Origin of the sequence: Deinococcus wulumuqiensis R12, from assembly GCF_011067105.1 — a bacterium.
GTDB lineage: Bacteria > Deinococcota > Deinococci > Deinococcales > Deinococcaceae > Deinococcus > Deinococcus wulumuqiensis.
Genome location: NZ_CP049358.1, coordinates 191,873 through 209,761 on the forward strand (window position 1 = coordinate 191,873; position 17,889 = coordinate 209,761).

A 17,889-nucleotide genomic window follows, 5' to 3' on the forward strand; every position below is an offset into this window, starting at 1 on the left:
CTAGACTCAGGGCATGAACTGGGAACCCTTACACCTTCAGGTCAAGCCAGTCGAGCGCGTCTGGGGCGGACAGCGCCTGGCCGAAACGTCGGAGCCAGTTGGTGAGCTGTGGGCCATCGGCGAAGACAACATGATCATGGCCGGGCCATTTCAGGGCCGCACGGTCGCGCAGCTCGCCGCCGATTTCCCGGCCGATGTGCTGGGCAGGGCGGCCAGGGACGACCGTTTTCCGCTGCTGATCAAGCTGCTTGACTGTGCCGACTGGCTGAGCTTGTAAGTGCACCCCGACGACGAGCAGGCTGCGCGACTGGAAGGTCCAGGTATGCTCGGCAAAACCGAGGCGTGGCACATCCTTGACGCCGCGCCCGGCGCCCGCCTGATTGCCGGCATTGTGCCAGGCACCCCAGCCGAGGACCTGCGCCGCGACATCCTGGCAGGGCAGGTGATCAACCGCGCTGTGTACCGGGAGGTCAGCGCCGGCGACTCGCTGATGATTCCGGCAGGTACCGTGCACGCCCTGGGGCCGGGCATCTTGCTCTATGAGGTGCAGCAGAGCAGCGGCCTCACCTACCGTATCTACGACTGGGACCGCCCGGCCTCTGCGGGCCGCGCCTTGCACCCGTCGCAGAGCGCCGAGGTGTCACGGCCCGTGACCGCCGAGCCGCAGCCCCTCTCGCCTGCACCCGGTGTGCAGGAACTGCTGCGCTGCGCCTACTTCGTGCTGGAACGCTTGGCCTCGGACCACACGCCGCTGGAGCGTGACACCGCCGCCCAAAGCTTCCATGCCCTGACCGTCATTCGTGGCAAGGCCACGCTCCACGTGCATGGCGCTTCCTGGACACTGAAACCTTACGAATCGGTCCTGCTGCCTGCCGGACTGGGCTGCTACACCCTGAACGGCGACTTTGAGGCGCTCAGCAGCCGCCTGCCTTAAGCGCCCCGCAGCTTCAGGAAGCCCTACAATCTCAGGAGACGGAGTCGAAACTGCGTACGCGCCGCACGGCCTCACCAAGGATGGCCGCCACCGCTTCGGGAGACTGCGCCTCCACGTAGACGCGCACGACCGGTTCGGTTCCCGACGCCCGGAACATCACCGAGGCGTCGCCTTCGAGGGCCAGCTTGACTCCGTCAGTGGCCTTGACTCCAGACACCACGTAACCGGCCATCTCGCCATATGTCTGCGCGGCTGTCATCAGGGCCGCCTTATCAAACGCAGGACTTAGGTGCAAATCGGCGCGGTCATAGACATGTCGAAAACCCACTTCCCGCTCAATGTCAGCAAACAGCTCATCGAGACTCTGCCCACTCGCCACAACCGCCTCGATCATCAGCAGGCTGTTGAGCAGGCCGTCGCGTTCGGGAATGTGCCCCCGTGAGGACAGCCCGCCGGATTCCTCGCCTCCCATCAGTACGGCCTTACTCTCGTCTTGCTGCCCTTCCAGAAAGGCGTCGGTGATGTATTTGAAGCCGACGGGCGTTTCCAGCAGTTCCAGACCGAGTGTTTCCGCCAGCAGTTCAGGTCAGGCACTACCCAAGTGAAGGGGTAAACAGCGTAAATGCTATTGATCACCCGCTGTAGCACCTCGGCACGGGCGCCGGGAATGGAGATCAGGGCCTAGGCAGTGCGCGGCGCGTTCAGGGCGTCGTCCAGAGTGCCGACGATAGGCACACCTTCGAGCAGGGTTCCATGCAGCGCGGGGTTATCGTCGTAGGCGACCACCGGATTAAGCCTATACGCCGGCTTGCTCCTGAGGTGGGCGATGGTCAAGGCGGCAGTTTGCCCAGCCCCGATGACACTGATAGAGCGCCCGTACTGCCCACCCCGGATCAGCAGGGAGCGCAGGCCATAGCGGATCAGCAGCGCGAGGACCAGAATCAAACCCCACTGGAGCACCAGACCAAGCGCACTGGGCGCCAGCTGGTGCACCGCAAAAGCCGCCGCCAACTGAGCGCCCAGCAGCTGCACGGTTCCGACCGTATGCAGTCGCAGCTCGGTCTGGGGCGAACGGCCGTAGCCGGGGTAGAGTCCCTGGTAGGCCCGCCACAGAATCCAGAAACCCACCCAGATCAGGCTGTCGCTCCAGTTCAGGGCCGGTCTGCCGGTGGCCCCCAGAAAGAGCGAAGTGAGCTGCAACGCCAGGGCGGCACTCAGCAAGTCACCCAGCACCAGCGACAGCGACTGTGGCAGTTCGGACAGGCGCAGGGCACGGGTACTGCGGTCAACGGAGACTCCCAGACCGGGCGAAGAGGACGAGCGCAGGCCCATGCCGTTACTGAGCGCCCTGTTTGCGCGGGCTGTAGCCGTAGCCGTAGCTGTAAGAGTCTCTACTGGACGCCGACACCTTATTGAGAATAAAGCCCAGCATGGGCAAGCCTGAGCCCTGAGCGCGGCGGATGGCCTGACGCACCATCTGCACACTGGTCCGCCCTTCTTCGGCGATCAGGAGGACGCCATCGACATGCTTGCCGAGCACCAGGCCATCGGCAATCGCCAGCAGCGGGGGGCTGTCGATCAGCACCAGGTCGTAGCCCGCGCTCCAGCGCGAGAGCAGGGTGCCCAGGTCGGCGCGGTTGAGCAGGGCGAGGCTGTCGTGCAGACCCGGACCGGCAGGCAGGACGTGAACGTTGGCTTCCGCTTCCATCACCTGCACGTGTTCAGGCTGCCGCAAGGCTTCCTGAAAGGTCCGAACACCACCCTCACCGCAGAGCTGTACCCAGCGATGTTCACGCTCGTACTTGTCCCAGACTTCCTGCTGGGCGCCGCGCCGGAGGTCAGCGTCAATGATCAGCACCCGCTGACCGCTGCTGGCCAGGCCGTCGGCCAGGGTGGCCGTCAGGCTGCTCTTGCCCTCGCCGGGCGCCGTCGAAGTGACCATGACGCGCTGTCCCTGCCGCTCCGAAAGTTGCGAAAGCAGATTGACCCGCAGAAAACCCACAGCCTCGTACAGTCCGGCAGCCCGCGCAGCCCGCACGATACCACTCATGACGATGTCGCGCTGACGTAGACGCGGGATATTGCCCAGCACTGGGAAGCCCAGTTGCAAGAGGTCATCCTCACCCCGCACGGTACGGTCAGTGACGGTCCGCAAAGCCGCCAGTCCGGTGCCCAGCAAGAGAGTCAACAAGCCCGCCAGAACGGCGTTGCGGGTCGGACGCGGCGCAACAGGCCGCAGTGGCTCGACGGCAGGAGCGACCAGTTCCAAGGAGCCTGCCACGCCCTCGGTCTGAATCGAAGTCTGTGCCAGGTTGCGCTGGGTATTTGCCCGCGCCGCAATCAGGGTCTGGCGGTCCACCTCGTCGAGATCCTCGGTAGCGAGCTGGCGGTCCACCTCGGCCAGCTGGGCACGCAGGCTGCGTTCGGCACGCTTCAGACTGCTCAGGGCACGGCCACGGTCCCAGTTGAGCAGCGACTGCGCCGCAGCGTCGGCCAGGACAGTTGCCGCAGCGGCACTGGGACCCTTGGCCGTCACCGTATAGATCCCATTGGCCGACAGGTCCAGTCGCGACGAGAGTTCGATGGTCCGCAGCTCACGTTCCTGCAGTTCCTTTTGCAGATCCGCGCTGATTTCCTGGCGGACCGCCTGAGGCAGCGCCGTGGTCTTTGCCACGCGGCGGATGATGTCTCGCATAACCACGGGGCCTTGTAGGGCTTCTTGCAGGGTGCCTTCTGGCAGCGTAGACGCCCGGACCAACGACTCGCCGGCACCCGGAATGCCACTGGTCCCGGCCGTGACCAGACTCGACGAGCTCTCGTACACGTCTGGCTGCGACTTGGACCAGAAATAGACCGCTGGGGTCACAAGGGCCGTTGTCAGCAGAATCCAGGGCAGGCGACGCCGAATACCCTCCCATAGGGCGCTGAGTTCGATTTCCTGCTCAGCATTCTCAATGGGCAGGTCACTGTTCGAAGGTGAAGGGTTGACTTTTTGAGAGGCGGTCACGCGAAACGCTCCAGTTCGGGGTGGGCTTTGAGTTGCTGAACGACTTTCTTGATGTCCTGGGTGCGGTCCTTGCGCACCACCAGCGTCACATCCTCGGCCCGCACCACCACCACATCGTCGAGGCCGCTGGTGGCGATCAGGTCATCGCCGTTGGTGGTGTACAGGATGGCACCGCCGGTATCGAGTCCGACATGGCGGCCCACAGCCACATTGTCTACCTCCCCCTTGAGCAACCTTTCCAGGGCGTTCCAGTCACCCAGATCGTCCCAGCCGAACTCGGCAGGAATGACGACCACCCGGTCGGACTTTTCCAGAATGGCATAGTCGATACTGATTTTTTCCAGCTGGGGAAAAATCTCACCAATGCACGCACGCCGCGCAGAGCTGGCCTCGACCGACATGGCCTGACGCAACTGTGCATAAAGCTGCGGCTGGTGCTGCTCGAACGCGTCCAGGATGCTCCGCACGCACCAGATGAACATGCCGCCGTTCCAGGTGTAGCGCCCAGTGTTCAAAAATGCCTGCGCAGTCGCTGCATCCGGCTTTTCAGTAAAGCGCGTGACAGAGAACGCGGGCAACTCACCCGGGTGCAAGACTTCACCCTGCTGAATATAGCCGTAGCCGGTAGATGGAAAAGTGGGAGTGATGCCCACCGTCACCAGTCGTTCAGATGCCTGCGCCACCTCGATCGCCCGCCCGATCACACGCTCGAAGGCCACAGCGTCTGTGATCCGGTGGTCTGCCGGAAAAACCCCCATTACAGCCTGGGGATTGTCGCGGGCAACCCAGAGCGCGGCATACAGGATAGCGGCGGCAGTATCCCGCGCCATGGGCTCGACCAGCAGGTTCTCGATCGGCATCTCGGGCAACTGCTCCAGCACCTGAGAGCGGTAATCGTTGCCAGTCACAACGACCACCCGGTCTCCGCCTCCACTGAGCCTTGCGAGGCGGTCACTGGTGGCCTGTAACAGACTACGCCCCGACTCATCCAGGGTCAGAAACTGTTTAGGCCGGTGCCGACGTGACAGTGGCCAGAAGCGTTCACCGCTCCCCCCTGCCAGAATGACTGGAATGAAGTTACTCACCTAAACGGCTCCCCTGGGCAGGACGGCTACATTGCATCAGCTAAGTCTAATCCATGAAACACTTGAGCTATCAACAACAAGCTCTCATAGATGAGTCAGTTTCGTTCGTGCGACTGATTAATCACGCGAGTTCCACCAGGCTGGCGTCACTGATAGTGAGTTTATGGGTCTTGGGGAGCGTGCGGCCCCCGCGCACCTGGGCTTTGACTCCGATCAGGCAGTCCTGCATGCGGGTCTGGACGTTTTCGATGACGACCCCCGAATCCACCGAACTGTGTTCGATTTCGGCGTTGCGGATGACGGTGCCGCGGCCGATGCTGGTAAACGGACCGATGTAAGCGTCCTCGATCAGCACGTCCTCACCGAGAATCACGGGGCCTACGATTTTGCTGCGCACCACCCTCGACGAGGCGGGGACGATCACGCGCCCCGTGATTCGGGAACCCTCCGTATCGCCCTGAATGTCCGTCTCGATCTGCTCGAGCAGCAACCGGTTGGCATCCAGCAGGTCCGCCGGGCGCCCCGTGTCTTTCCACCAGCCCTTCACCCGTTGCCCCAGGACCGTTCCCCCACGGTCGATCAGGCCCTGAATCCCGTCGGTGATCTCGTACTCGCCCCGCGCCGAGGGGGGCATGCCGTCGAGCACCTCGAAGATCTGGGGCGTAAAGCAGTACAGGCCCGCGACGGCGAGGTTGCTGGGCGGGTCCTTGGGCTTTTCCACCAGACGGGTAATGACCTCGCCTTCCAGCTCAGCCACCCCAAAGGCCGTCGGATCAGGCACCTCGACCAGGGCGATCAGCGCCGCCGGACGCTTGTGCCGGAAGCTTTCGACAAAGGGCCGGGCGCCGAATTCGAACAGGTTGTCTCCCAGGTAAACGCAGAAATCGTCCTGCCCCACCCACTCCCGGGCGGTGAGGACCGCGTGCCCCAGACCCAGCTGCTCGTGCTGGTTGATCAGTGTCAGCTGCACGTCCTGCATTTCACGCACGGCGTGCTGGATTTCATCACGGGTGATGTCGGAGACCACGATGCCGATCTCGGTGATTCCAGCAGCCGCCAGAGTCCGAATCGCGTGCCGGATGATGGGTTGCCCCGCCACCCTGAGGACTGGCTTGGGGCGGGTAAAAGTCAGTGGGCGCAGACGGGTGCCCAGGCCAGCCGCCGGAATAAGAGCTTTCATCAACGCTAATTTTAGAGCCTGACCTCAAGTCGGCAAGTTATGTTTAGAACATCTCAATGAGAGCTTGAGCACGTTCACTGGCAGAGGTCCGGGCGCTCAGTCTGTTCCTGCAGGACCTCATACTCATGAGTTGCATTTATGCAGCCTGCCCAGTTTTTGCTGACAGCAACGCCATTTCAGCAGCATCCAGGCGGTAAAGGGCCGCAAGGAGCGTGCGGCGGACGACGTGCGGCATGAGGACGAGGCGGACTTCCTCCCCTGCTTCCCTCAGGGTCAGGCACCAGGCTGGGCGCTGCCCCCCTGTCATCCCTGCCCTGAATTGCTGGTAGAGGGCCAGAGAAATGCTAAGCCACACGAGAAAGATCCAATTGTCGATGCCCGTCTCCGTTCGGAGACGGGTTTCCTTTAGTCCAAAGTCATGCTTGGCCGATTTGAAGAAAGACTCGATGAGCCACCGTCTTTTGTGGCGTCTGGTCAGTGTTCGCGCCGTTCCCGGTTGCGTGTCAAGCACGTAGAAACGCTTCATCTTGTCGTTGCGCGGCAAGTCCACCCAGGACACATAGAGGGGCACCCCCGGTAAACCGGCCAGTTCAACACATTCGCCGCGCCCTGCCTCCTTGAGTTGACGACCATCAGCCAAGAGGAGGTTAGACCGGCCACCGATACTGATGTGCTCAAACCCCCACCAACGCAGCAAATCCAGTGCATCTGCGCTGTAGAAGCCCGAATCCATCACCAGGAACTGAGGGAGATCTCCCCAGAGATAGGGGTGAAAGCGCCGGATGAGCTTCAGGGCCAACTGGATCGGTGTTTCTTCCTGTGCTGGGTCATAGATGGCGTGGCCCATCGGAAAGCTGAGCTTTCCGATGCTGACGTGGATGACGACGAGATGGAGACCGAACACACCGTTGTAGGTTCGCGTGTACGGGAGGCTCTTTCCCGTTTTCTCGATGCTGGTCAGGTCCACCCGAATCACCAACCAGGGTTTTTGACCACGCAGACGGTCATAAGCAGCACGGAGAGCCTTCACTTGGAAGCGCAGACGCGCTTTTTCCAGTGGTTGGGTGTTCATTGTATTGAGCAGTCGGCTGACAGTGCTGGGTGAGCAGGTCTTGACCTGACGGAGTTGCTTGCGACTTCCCCCTTCGAGAAACATGCTCAAGGTGCCCTCGAACGTGCGCCATTTCGTCGGGGTCAATTCGGCCTCCAGGGCGCGGTAGAATTCCTGTACGTCTGGGAGCGAGTTTTTCTTTTTGGTCACGCAAGACAGAAAAGCACGTCCCAGACGTGCTTATTGGGACTATTCACTCAATGCAACTCATGAGTCATACGGATTCCGCTTAATTCCTGCACAGTCGGGAAAGCGCCGCCTGTGCATCCATATCGCGGAATCCGTATTTTTTCCTACTCGCATCCGCTCTGCTGCGCAGCTTTGCAAGTCGGATTGAATCTGAAACGACCAGATTCAATCGGAATCCGTATCATACGGAGTCCATCTGCTCCCTACACACCCGAACCCATATCAGTACTTCTGCGCCACGGTCTTGGTCTGAAGGAACCAGAACAGGTAGTCGGGGCCGCCGACTTTGGCATTCGTGCCGCTCATGCCGTAGCCGCCGAAGGCGTGGGTGCCGGACAGCGCCCCGGTGCATTTGCGGTTGAGGTAGAGGTTGCCCACATGCATCAGGCGGCGGGCTTCGGCCAGTTTGTGCGGGTCGCGGGAGTAGAAAGCGGCGGTCAGGCCGTAGTCCGAGTCGTTGGCGAGGTCAATCGCGTGCCGCCAGTCTTTGGCCTTGGCGAACGCCAGCACGGGGCCGAAGATTTCTTCCTGAAAGAGCGGGTCTTTCGCGTCCACATCGGCAAAGATGGTCGGCGGAATGTAGTTGGCTTGCGCCTCGCCGCTGCCTTGCACCTGCGCTTCGGTGCCACCCGTGACCAGCCGGGCGGTCTTTTTGCCGTTTTCGATGTACTGGCGAATGCGATCCGCGCTGCCCGCGTGAATCACGGGGCCGACGGCGGCGTTGTCTTCGGGGAGGCCCAGCTTCAGCGCCTCGGTCAAGGTCTTGACCTTTTCGAGCAGCGCGTCATAGATGCTTTCCTCGGCCACGACGCGGCTGCACGCGCTGCATTTCTGACCGCTGTAGCCGTAGGTGGCGGCGACGATGCCCGCAGCGGCGGCGTCCAGGTCGGCGTCGGCGCACACCACCGTGGGGTCTTTGCCGCCCATTTCGGCAATCACGCGCTTGAGGAACTTCTGGCCCGGCTGCACCTTCGCCGCCCGTTCGTAGATGCGGCACCCGATTTCGCGGCTGCCCGTGAAGGCCACCATGCGAACGTCCTTATGGTCTACCAGCGGGTCGCCCAGCACGTCGTCCGCGCCGGTCAGGAACTGGATGGTGTCTCGCGGCAGTCCGGCCTCGAACAGCAGCCGAATCAGCAGCCAGGACGACAGCGGCGTTTCGCTGGCGGGCTTCCAGACCACCGTGTTGCCCGCCGCCAGTGCGCCCAGGCTCATGCCCAGCGGAATGGCCGACGGATAGTTCCAGGGGCTGATGACCGCCACCACGCCCAGCGGTTCGTACACGGTGGTGACGTGCTCGTCGGACATGGGATAGACGGGTTTGCCCTCCGCCCACTTCAGCGTCTCGCGGGCAAAGACCTCGAAATGGTCCACGCACTCGGCAATTTCGCCGTCGGCTTCGGCCCAGTTCTTGCCGTTTTCCAGGCTCATCACGGCGTTGAGTTCCATGCGGCGCGCGCGGACGAGTTGCGCGGCCCGCAGGAAAATGGCGGCGCGTTGCAGTGGGTCGGAAAAACGCCAGCCCTCGAACGCCTTGTTCGCGGCGGCCACAGCTTCGTTCAGCTGGGCAGCGGTGGCGTTCTGAAACGACCACAGCTTTTCGCCCGTCGCGGGGTTGGTGACGGTAAACGTCCCGTCGCCCTGCACTTTCTTGCCGTCCATCAGGAGCGGAAACGTCTTGCCCGCATAGTCGGCGCGGGCTTTGGCGTAGGCGGCCTTCTGCGCGGCAGCGACGGCGGGGTCAGCGAAGTTGAAATAGGGTTCGTGCTCGAAGGGGAGCAGGCCGTGGAGGAGGGTGGATGGGGTCATGGGTGCCTCGCTTTGCTCGGTGTTGATGGGTGATGGGTTCGGCCTGACGGCCTGATGGATGATGGAAGGCAGGAAATCGAACAATGGGTGACAGGGACGGTGTTTTTCTCCATCATCTATCACCCATCATCCATTTCCCTCACTTCATGGCTTCGAACGTCCGGCGCATCATCTCCAGCCCTGTCGCCGCTTCCTCTTTCGTCAGAATCAGGGGCGGGCTGATGCGGATGACGGCCTCGCCGCAGTCGAGGTTCAGCAGACCCTTTTCGAACATGTCCATGCTGGCGCGGTCACGCAGCGCACCGTCAGGGCTGCCGTCGGGTTTCACGAATTCAATGCCGATAAACAGCCCCTTGCCGCGCACGTCCCCGATGAAGGGGAAGTCCTGCCCCATCTTTTTCAGTTCGGCCATGATGTACTCGCCCACCTCGGCGGCGTTGTGCATCAGGCTTTCGCCGCAGCCGTCGTGCTTGACTTTGCCTTCCAGCAAATCCAGCGTGGCGTGCGAGGCCGCCGCCGCCACCGGGTTGCCGCCGTAGGTACTGCCGTGCGAGCCGACGGGCCACGTCATCACGCTTTCTTTCGCCAGCAGCGCACCCAGCGGCATCCCCGACGCGATGCCTTTGGCACTGGTGATGATGTCGGGCTGCACGTCAAAGTGCTGGAAGGAGAACATTTTCCCCGTGCGGCCCATTCCGGCTTGCACCTCGTCGAAAATGAGCAGGATGCCGTGCTTGTCGCACAGCTTGCGCAGGCCGGGCAGAAAGTCGGCGGGCGGCACGATGTACCCGCCCTCACCCTGCATGGGTTCCACGATAATTGCCGCCACCTCGTCGGCGGGCAGAATGCCCACGAACAGGCTTTCGATGTGCTCCAGCACCGCCTGACCGCAGGTTTCGGGGGTGCTGCCCAGCGGCGGGCGGAAGGGGTTGGGATAGGGAACGTGGCTCACGGCGGGCAGCAGCGGGCCGAAGCCGCGCTTGTACTTGGTTTTGCTGCCCGTCAGCGTAATCGCGCCATACGTGCGCCCGTGAAAGCTGCCCATCGTGGAGATGATGTGCTGGCGGCCCGTGTGGTTGCGGGCGAGCTTGACGGCGGCTTCCACCGCTTCCGCGCCGGAGTTGGAGAAGAACACGCGCCATTTCTCGCCGGGCTTCTCCACATGCTTGACCAGACGCTCGGCCAGACTGGTGGTGATTTCCTGCGGGTAGTCGGTCAGGCAGACGTGGGTAAACTTCTCGATTTGCTTTTGCACCGCCTGAACGACATGCGGGTGGGCGTGCCCGGTGGTGCTCACAGCGATGCCCGCGAAGAAGTCCAGCATGGTGTTGCCATCCACATCGGTCAGCCACACGCCTTCGCCATGGTCGGGCACGAAGGGGTAGGGGCGCATGTAGGACGTGGAGAGGTGCTGCTTGTCGCGGGCGATGATGTCGGCGGATTTGGGGCCGGGGAGGGGAGTCTTGAGGACGGGTTGACGGGGTTTGGTGGCGGTGGTCATAGGAAAACCTCCTTGAACAGGAAACGAGCGAGGATGGAATGAAATTCGGCAGCGGCGTCCCGCTGCGTCCAGTGTCCGGCGTGGGGAATGGGGTGCAGTTCCGCGTTGGGCATGTCGGCGAAAGCCTGCGCAACGTCGCGGTACGGAATGGTGAAGTCTTCGAGGCCATGCACGACGACAATCGGCATGGTCAGGCGGCGCAGGTGTGGAGCGAACACCGTTTTCAGCCCCTTTGAGCCGGGAACCATCTCGGAGCGTTGAAAATCGTTCCAGGCCGGGGTGCTGCGGCGCATGGCCTGGGCCACCATGCCCCGCAGTTCGGGCGTGCGGGCGGCAGGATTTTTGAGGATGCCCCGGAGCGTCAGGTCGAGCAGGAGCGGCGAAGAGCTGAGGGCCAGATTCAGCCACTGCGGTTGCGGCAAGTGCACCCAGGCTGTCGCCAGACGCCCGCCGGGGATGAAGGAGGACAGGCCGTAAGCCCCCACCAGCGCCAGCCGCTCCACTTTCTCCGGGTGGCTCAGGGCCACGGCGAGCGCTGCGCCACCCCCCAGTGAAATCCCGCCCAGGATGACTTTTTCAAGGCGGAGAGCCTCCAGCAGTTCGGTGACGGTGGCCGCCAGAACATCCAGCGTGACCGACTCCTGCGGGAAGGGACTCTCACCGTAACCGGGGAAATCGGGGGCGATGACGTGAAAACCCAGCGCGGCCAGCTGGTGCAGGGTCGGTTCCCAGGAAAGCCGCGCGTGGTCTACGCCCCCACCGTGCAGCAGGACGACAGGCGGGTTTCCGGTCCGGCCCATCTCCCACACGCGCACGCGGGTGCGGTCAAGCTTCACGTCCCTGGAACGCATCTCCGCCGTTTCTCCTCAGTCCCCGCTCACAGGCTGCGCCACCTGCACCATCCCGTCGGGCGCGGTGTCGCTGACGCCGCTGGTTATGTCGCCCCTGTTCCCCGCGCCGATGCCGTGCGCGGCCCACTTGTCCTCGCGGCTGTTCAGGCGGTGCTGAATCGCGCCTTCGCGCTGGCGGCTCTCGCTGAATTCCTTCGGCTCGATGGAGATGCGTTCGCCTTCCATCAGGCCGTAGATGCCGCTCTGACCGGGTTCCTTGCGAATCCAGTCCTCGGGAATCGCCATGTCGGGGCCGGTGTAATCGGCGGGTTCGGAGTAGGCGGCGATATAGCCCTCGAAGTTGCGCAGAATCAGTTTTTCGGGGCTGTGCGAGAGCACGTAGTTGGGCGCGACGGGAATCTTGCCGCCGCCGCCGGGGGCGTCCACGACGTAGGTCGGCACGGAATAGCCGGAGGTGTGCCCGCGCAGGCTTTCCATGATTTCCAGGCCCTTGGAGACGGTGGTGCGCAGGTGGCCCGCCCCGTGCACGAGATCGCACTGGTAGATGTAGTAGGGCCGCACGCGGATTTTGACGAGTTCGCGCACCAGCTTTTGCATGATGACGGGGTGGTCGTTCACGCCCCGGAGCAGCACGCTCTGGTTGCCCAGCGGCACACCCGCGCGGGTCAGGCGGTCGCAGGCGTCGGCCACTTCGGGGGTGATTTCCTTGGGGTGGTTGACGTGGATGTTCATCCAGAGGGGATGATGCTCGGCGAGGGTGTCGCACAGTTCCTGGGTCACACGCATGGGCATGAACACGGGCACGCGCGTGCCGATGCGGATGATTTCGATGTGCTCAATCTTGCGCAGTTCGCTCAGCAGGCGGCCCAGCACCTTGGGCGCGAGCGTGAGCGGGTCGCCGCCGGAGAGCAGCACGTCGCGCACCTGCGGGGTGTTTCGCAGGTAATTGAGTTGCGCCTCGTACTCGGCGGGGTTGAAGGTCTCGGCAGGGTCGCCCACGATGCGCGAGCGGGTGCAGTAGCGGCAGTAGCTCGCGCACTGGGTGGTCACCAGCATCAGCACGCGGTCGGGGTAGCGGTGAACCAGCCCCGGCACCGGCGAGTGCTTATCCTCCGCCAGGGAGTCCTCCATCATGGAGGTGAAGGGCTGCAACTCCTCTTCTGTCGGGATGACCTGACGCCGCACGGGGCAGGTGGGGTCGTCCCTGTCCATCAGGCTGGCGAAGTAGGGCGTGATGTCCAGCCGGAAGATGCCCTCGGCGGACGCGCCCCGGAACTCGGACTCGGTGAGGTTCAGGACTTCCTGCAACTCCGCCACAGAGTTGATGCGGTTTTTGAGTTGCCATTTCCAGTCGTACCACTGCTCGTCGGGTACGTCCTTCCATTTCTCGGCGCGGTGACCACGCGGCAGCATCTGCTGGGCGCGGACGGTGGACTGGGGGTGAAGCGGGCGGGCATCGGGCATAGGAAACCTCCGGGCCGGGGCAGCGAAGGGGGCGATCCCGGCCTGACTCGCAGGGAGAAGCGTTGTGAATTCCTGGCAAGTGTAAGGCAGCCTCCTATCGTTTGTAAAGCCCAGCTTAAGAGGGCGGCTTCGGAGCTTTGCAAGTCGGCCCGGATGGTCGGGGTGACAAGTGGGCCTTGCCAGCGGCGTTCGTATCAGTTCCCCGGCTCGATGCCCAGCTCCGCCAGCACCTCCGCCGTGTGCTGCCCGGGCGTGGGCGGGCCTCGCCGCACCGGGAGACTCTCGCCGCCGAACCGCCAGGGGGGTGAGGTGACGGTGGTTTCCCCGAGGGAGGCGTGAGGTACCCGGACCGCCACCCCCCGCGCCTGGACGTGGGGGTCTTCAAAGACCTCGTGCATGTCGTTGACCGGGCCGCAGGGCACGCCCGCCGCGTTCAGCCGCTCGCTCAGTTCGGCGCGGGTCAGCCCCAGCAGGGCAGGAAACAGCTCGGCATTCAGGGCCTCGCGGCAGCGGACGCGGCCCTCGTTGGTGGCGTAGAGCGGATTGGCGGCCAGCGCCGTAAAGCCCAGCGCGGCGCAAAACCGCGCCCACAGGCTGTCGTTGCCCACCGCGAGGTTGATTCGGCCATCCGCGCAATCGAAGGTGCCGTAGGGAACGATGCTGGGGTGGTCGTTGCCCTGCGGCCCCGGAATCTGCCCGCCCGTCAGGTAGCGGCTGACCTGGCTGGTGCCGAGGGAAATGACCCCTTCGAGCAGGTTCACGTCCACCCGGGCACCCTGCCCGGTGCGCTCGCGCTGATAGAGCGCCGCCAGAATCGCCTGGGTCACGAGCGCCCCGGCGAACACGTCGGCCACCGCGACCCCGACCCGCTGCGGGGGGCGGCCCGGCTCGCCGTTGTAACTCATGAGGCCGCCCAGGCCCTGGGCAATCACGTCGTATCCGGCACGGTCCCGGTAAGGGCCGTCCAGCCCGAAGCCCGAGATGCTCGCCAGAATCAGCCGGGGAAAGCGGGCGCGGAGTGCCTCCCATCCGAAGCCCAGGCGGTCGAAGGCGCCGGGCCGGAAATTTTCCACCACGATGTCCGCCGTGCCGAGCAAAGCCCACGCCGCTTCCAGGTCCGCCTCGCGGCGCAGGTCGAGCAGCACGCTGCGCTTGTTGCGGTTGACACTCAGGAAGTAGGTGCTTTCGCGGGCCTCGCCCCGCCCCTGGTACGGCGGCCCCCAGGCGCGGGTGTCGTCGCCCTGGGGCGGCTCCACCTTGATGACGTCGGCGCCGAGGTCGCCCAGCAGCATGGTGCAGTACGGTCCGGTCAGCACCCGGGTAAAGTCGGCCACCCGGACGCCGGAGAGCGGAAGGCCAGCGGAACAAGGCGCGGAAGAAGGCTCAGTCATATGGGGACCCCTCAGAGACAGCTCGGTGACAGCTCGGTTCGGATGCCGGGCAGTCTACGCCTGCGCCCGGCCCCGGCAGCGCCCCGTTCTTATACGGATTCCGCTTAATTCCTGCACAGTCGGGCCTATACAGTTGGGAAGGCGCCGCCTGTGCATCCATATCGCGGAATCCGTATTTTTTCCTACTCGCATCCGCTCTGCTGCGCAGCTTTGCAAGTCGGATTGAATCTGAAACGACCAGATTCAATCGGAATCCGTATTACTCCCCCTCCCCCGCCAGCACGTCCTCCAGAAGGGCCGGGAGGTCGTCCGGCGCGTCGAAATGGTGGCGTCCGGGTTGTTGCCAGAGCCGGGTGCGGGGCCAGTGTTCGGCCAGGCGGCGCGACTGTGCCAGAAACGACGCGCTTTCCAGGTCGCCCACCGCCGCCAGAAACGGCGCGTGGGTGGTGGGAGAAGCGTGCAGCGGGCTGAGGGCGAAGGCCTCCTGCTCGGTCAGGCGCAGGTCGGGCTGCAACTCGGTGCGGCGCAGCGGCGCGAGGTCGTACAGGCCGCTGATGCCGATGCTGGCGGTCAGCCGGGGCGCGCGGAGGCCCTCGGCGGCCCAGTCGGTGCTGTGAATCATGGCCGTCAGGTGCCCGCCCGCCGAGTGCCCCGCCACCACCAGCGGTCCCGGACAGGCCTGCGCCAGCGCCGACGCCGCCACCCGCGCCTGCCGCACGATGTGGCGCAGCGCAACCGCCGGGGCGAGGTCGTAGCTCATGACGGCCACCCGCCACCCCCGCGCGAGCAGCGCAGGCGCGACATACGAAAAGTCGTCCTTGTAAAACGCCAGCCAGTACCCGCCGTGAATGAACAGCAGGGTGCCCGCCGCAGCCCCGGAAGGCCCGAACAGGTCCATCGTCTCGTGCTCGCCGGGGCCGTAGCGCAGCAGCCGGGGCGGGTGCTCACGCCGGACCTGAGCGCTCCGCTCCGCCCAGGCCGTGAAATAGGCCCGGGCGTCAGGCACCCGCTGGCTGGGCATGTACTCGGCGTTGACGGCAGGGTCGAACAGGGCTGGGTCAAACGGGTCTGGGTCAAACGGGTCTGGGCCGAACAGGTGCGGGCCGCTCATAGGTGGGTTCTCACGTCCCACAGTTCGGGAAACAGCACGGTGTCCAGTGCCTCGCGCAGGTAGCCCACGCCGCTGGTGCCGCCCGAACCGCGCCGGAAGCCGATGGTGCGCTCCACGGTGGTCAGGTGGTTGAAGCGCCAGCGCCGGAAATTGTCCTCCACATCCACCAGTTTCTCGGCCAGCTCGTACAGGTCCCAGTGCCGCTCGGGGTCGCGGTAGACCGTCAGCCAGGCGTCCAGCACGGCGGGGTCGGCCACGTAAGGACGGGACACGTCGCGCCCCAGCACCTCTGCGGGCACGTTCAGCCCCCGCGCGGCGAGCAGGCGCAGGGCGAGGTCGTAGACGCTGGGGGCGTGCAGGGCCGCCAGAAGTGGCCCGTGCAGGTCGGGACGGTGGGCGTGCGGCCCGAGCAGCGTGGGGTTACGGTTGCCGAGCAGAAACTCGACCATCCGGTAGTTCTGCGACTGAAACCCCGACGCCTGCCCGAAGGCGCTGCGAAACTGGAGGTAATCGGCGGGCGTCATCGTCCTCAGCACGTCCCAGGCGGCGGTGAGCTGCTCCTGGGCGCGGACGACGCGGGTGAGCATCTTCAGCGGCGCGTCGGTGATGCCGCCTTCCAGCAGGGCCATCGCCGCCTGCAACTCGCGCACGATGAGCGACAGCCAGACCTCGGAGACGTGGTGAATGGCGATGAACAGATGTTCGTCGTGGGCCTCCGTGACCGGCTGGTGCGCCGAACGCAGCTCGTCGAGGTGCAGGTAATCGCCGTAACTCAGCGAGCGGCTGAAGTCGCGGTGCGCCTGCTCCGCCGAGTGTTCGGCCGGGACACCCTCACCCGGCCCGAAGGGGCAACCGGACCCGCCGCTCACGCCCGCTCCCCAGTCTGCTCGTTCAAAACGGCCTCTATGCCGGCCACCGCCCGGCCCACATCCTCGTGCGAGAGGTACAGCGGCGTGAACCCGAAGCGCAGGATGTCCGGCGTGCGGAAATCTCCGATGACGCCGCGCCCGGTCAGCCGCGCCATGACCCGCCGGGCGTCGGGGTGGCGGTAGCTGACCTGACTGCCGCGCTCGGCATGGGCAAGGGGGGTGACGAGTTCCAGCGGGTGCTGGCGCGTCAGCGGCTCCATCAGCCGGATAAAGGTGTCGGTCAGCGACAGCGACTTCTCGCGCAGGGCGGCGAGGTCCACGTCCCCGAACACGTCGAGCGCGGCGTCGAGGGCGCTCAGGCTCAGCACCTGCGGCGTGCCCACGACGAAGCGCCGGGCGCCGGGGGCCGGGGCGTACTGCCGGGCCATCTCGAAGGGGTCGGCGTGGCCCATCCAGCCGCTCAGCACCACCTCGGCCCGGTCCAGGTGCCGCCCGGCCACGTACAGAAAAGCCGGGGCGCCGGGTCCCCCGTTGAGAAACTTGTACCCGCAGCCGATGGCGAAGTCCGCGCCCGCCCCGCCGAGGTCCACCGCAAAGGCCCCCGCCGAGTGCGCGAGGTCCCACACCGTCACGATGCCGTGGGCGTGGGCGGCGGCGGTGACCGCACGCATGTCGAGCCTGCGTCCGGTGCGGTAGTCCACCTCGGTCAGCAGGAGGGCGCCCACGTCGTCCGTGAGGTGGTCGGTGATGGCGTGGGCGGGCGCGGTCCGCACCTCCACGTCGCCCAGCAGCCGGGCAAGGCCCTGCGCCACGTACAGGTCGGTGGGAAAGTTGTCGGCGTCGCTGAGAATCACCCGGCGCCCGGAAAGCCGCAGCGCCGCCGCGAGCGCCTTGAAGGTGTTGACGCTGGTGGAGTCGCCCACCGCCACCTCCTGAGGCTGGGCGCCGATCAGTGGCGCGAGTTTGGCGGCCACCCGGTCGGGCAGGGCCATCCAGTCCTGGGCGGCCTGCGCGCCCCGGGTCCACGAGCCGATCAGGTGCTGGCCCCACTCCTGGGTCGCCACCTGCGCCAGCCGCGCCGGAACATGCCGGGGCAAGGCGCCGAGGCTGTTGCCGTCGAGATAGACCACGTCGGCGGGCAGGTCGAACTCGGCCCGCTTGTGCGCGAGTGGGTCACGGGCGTCGAGCGCGGCCAGAGACGGGCCGGAAAGGGAAAGGTCGCTGAGGGGAGGCAGTCGGGTCATGGCAGGCTCCTGAGAAAAAGAGGGAAACGGGGGGGGACAGGCGGGAGCGCCGCCCCTCGCCACACCTGTCCCAGAGCGCTGCACCACCATGACCGGACCGCCCGCACGATGGCGTTGGCCGCCCGGCGAGCGGGAGCGAACGC

Annotated in this window: 16 protein-coding genes; 2 read left to right on the plus strand and 14 right to left on the minus strand. The window is 65.0% G+C overall.

Annotated features, from left to right (window positions below; all coding sequences use genetic code 11):
- The first annotated feature begins 13 nt into the window (after positions 1-13).
- Together G6R31_RS16925 and G6R31_RS14715 are read left to right on the plus strand one after the other, a co-directional pair.
- Positions 14-277 (plus strand): hypothetical protein, encoded by a 264-nt coding sequence (locus G6R31_RS16925; protein ID WP_017869779.1) that lies wholly within the window; start codon positions 14-16, stop codon positions 275-277.
- Between the two features lie 45 nt (positions 278-322).
- Positions 323-934: a class I mannose-6-phosphate isomerase gene (locus G6R31_RS14715; protein ID WP_225983360.1), complete on the plus strand. Its 612-nt coding sequence runs from the start codon at positions 323-325 to the stop codon at positions 932-934.
- A 31-nt stretch (positions 935-965) separates the two neighbouring features.
- Here the strand turns inward: G6R31_RS14715 and G6R31_RS14720 are convergent, their stop codons facing one another.
- From G6R31_RS14720 to kynU, 14 genes are all read right to left on the minus strand, one after another.
- Complete coding sequence (locus G6R31_RS14720; protein ID WP_308422338.1) at positions 966-1,514, minus strand: phosphohexomutase domain-containing protein; 549 nt, start codon at positions 1,512-1,514, stop codon at positions 966-968.
- Between the two features lie 101 nt (positions 1,515-1,615).
- Positions 1,616-2,266, minus strand: a complete 651-nt coding sequence (locus G6R31_RS14725) for a nucleoside-diphosphate sugar epimerase/dehydratase (RefSeq protein WP_017869782.1) — start codon at positions 2,264-2,266, stop codon at positions 1,616-1,618.
- A gap of 4 nt (positions 2,267-2,270) precedes the next feature.
- Positions 2,271-3,608: a polysaccharide biosynthesis tyrosine autokinase gene (locus tag G6R31_RS14730; protein WP_235044832.1), complete on the minus strand. Its 1,338-nt coding sequence runs from the start codon at positions 3,606-3,608 to the stop codon at positions 2,271-2,273.
- Positions 3,609-3,937: 329 nt separating this feature from the next.
- Positions 3,938-5,026: a mannose-1-phosphate guanylyltransferase gene (locus G6R31_RS14735; RefSeq protein ID WP_025567702.1), complete on the minus strand. Its 1,089-nt coding sequence runs from the start codon at positions 5,024-5,026 to the stop codon at positions 3,938-3,940.
- A 121-nt stretch (positions 5,027-5,147) separates the two neighbouring features.
- Complete coding sequence (locus G6R31_RS14740; protein WP_017869785.1) at positions 5,148-6,206, minus strand: glucose-1-phosphate thymidylyltransferase; 1,059 nt, start codon at positions 6,204-6,206, stop codon at positions 5,148-5,150.
- Between the two features lie 136 nt (positions 6,207-6,342).
- Positions 6,343-7,467 (minus strand): transposase, encoded by a 1,125-nt coding sequence (locus G6R31_RS14745; RefSeq protein ID WP_164994022.1) that lies wholly within the window; start codon positions 7,465-7,467, stop codon positions 6,343-6,345.
- Between the two features lie 261 nt (positions 7,468-7,728).
- Complete coding sequence (locus tag G6R31_RS14750; protein WP_017870813.1) at positions 7,729-9,315, minus strand: L-glutamate gamma-semialdehyde dehydrogenase; 1,587 nt, start codon at positions 9,313-9,315, stop codon at positions 7,729-7,731.
- A gap of 139 nt (positions 9,316-9,454) precedes the next feature.
- A complete protein-coding gene (locus G6R31_RS14755; protein ID WP_017870814.1) occupies positions 9,455-10,816 on the minus strand; it encodes an acetyl ornithine aminotransferase family protein in 1,362 nt (453 codons plus the stop codon).
- A complete protein-coding gene (locus G6R31_RS14760; protein ID WP_161617978.1) occupies positions 10,813-11,652 on the minus strand; it encodes an alpha/beta fold hydrolase in 840 nt (279 codons plus the stop codon). The genes G6R31_RS14755 and G6R31_RS14760 overlap by 4 nt, the downstream gene beginning before the upstream one ends.
- A 30-nt stretch (positions 11,653-11,682) precedes the next feature.
- Positions 11,683-13,131, minus strand: a complete 1,449-nt coding sequence (locus tag G6R31_RS14765; protein WP_017870816.1) for a KamA family radical SAM protein — start codon at positions 13,129-13,131, stop codon at positions 11,683-11,685.
- Positions 13,132-13,325: 194 nt separating this feature from the next.
- Positions 13,326-14,522 carry a CaiB/BaiF CoA transferase family protein gene (locus tag G6R31_RS14770; RefSeq protein ID WP_051056494.1) on the minus strand — a complete coding sequence of 399 codons (1,197 nt, stop codon included), beginning with the start codon at positions 14,520-14,522 and terminating at the stop codon, positions 13,326-13,328.
- Positions 14,523-14,781: 259 nt separating this feature from the next.
- Positions 14,782-15,633, minus strand: coding sequence for an alpha/beta hydrolase (locus G6R31_RS14775; protein ID WP_017870818.1), 852 nt, complete (start codon positions 15,631-15,633; stop codon positions 14,782-14,784).
- Positions 15,630-16,502 (minus strand): tryptophan 2,3-dioxygenase, encoded by an 873-nt coding sequence (kynA, locus tag G6R31_RS14780; RefSeq protein WP_017870819.1) that lies wholly within the window; start codon positions 16,500-16,502, stop codon positions 15,630-15,632. Before kynA ends, G6R31_RS14775 begins: the two co-directional genes overlap by 4 nt.
- Positions 16,499-17,746: a kynureninase gene (kynU, locus tag G6R31_RS14785; RefSeq protein ID WP_017870820.1), complete on the minus strand. Its 1,248-nt coding sequence runs from the start codon at positions 17,744-17,746 to the stop codon at positions 16,499-16,501. Before kynU ends, kynA begins: the two co-directional genes overlap by 4 nt.
- Between the last annotated feature and the right edge of the window lie 143 nt (positions 17,747-17,889).

What these genes read in the sequence shown, in the direction of transcription:
- G6R31_RS16925 (WP_017869779.1), top strand. Translation starts at nt 14, where the DNA reads ATGAACTGGGAACCCTTACACCTTCAGGTCAAGCCAGTCGAGCGCGTC.
- G6R31_RS14715 (WP_225983360.1), top strand. Translation starts at nt 323, where the DNA reads ATGCTCGGCAAAACCGAGGCGTGGCACATCCTTGACGCCGCGCCCGGC.
- G6R31_RS14725 (WP_017869782.1), bottom strand. Translation starts at nt 2,266, where the DNA reads ATGGGCCTGCGCTCGTCCTCTTCGCCCGGTCTGGGAGTCTCCGTTGAC.
- G6R31_RS14740 (WP_017869785.1), bottom strand. Translation starts at nt 6,206, where the DNA reads ATGAAAGCTCTTATTCCGGCGGCTGGCCTGGGCACCCGTCTGCGCCCA.
- G6R31_RS14750 (WP_017870813.1), bottom strand. Translation starts at nt 9,315, where the DNA reads ATGACCCCATCCACCCTCCTCCACGGCCTGCTCCCCTTCGAGCACGAA.
- G6R31_RS14755 (WP_017870814.1), bottom strand. Translation starts at nt 10,816, where the DNA reads ATGACCACCGCCACCAAACCCCGTCAACCCGTCCTCAAGACTCCCCTC.
- G6R31_RS14765 (WP_017870816.1), bottom strand. Translation starts at nt 13,131, where the DNA reads ATGCCCGATGCCCGCCCGCTTCACCCCCAGTCCACCGTCCGCGCCCAG.
- G6R31_RS14770 (WP_051056494.1), bottom strand. Translation starts at nt 14,522, where the DNA reads ATGACTGAGCCTTCTTCCGCGCCTTGTTCCGCTGGCCTTCCGCTCTCC.
- G6R31_RS14775 (WP_017870818.1), bottom strand. Translation starts at nt 15,633, where the DNA reads ATGAGCGGCCCGCACCTGTTCGGCCCAGACCCGTTTGACCCAGACCCG.
- kynU (WP_017870820.1), bottom strand. Translation starts at nt 17,746, where the DNA reads ATGACCCGACTGCCTCCCCTCAGCGACCTTTCCCTTTCCGGCCCGTCT.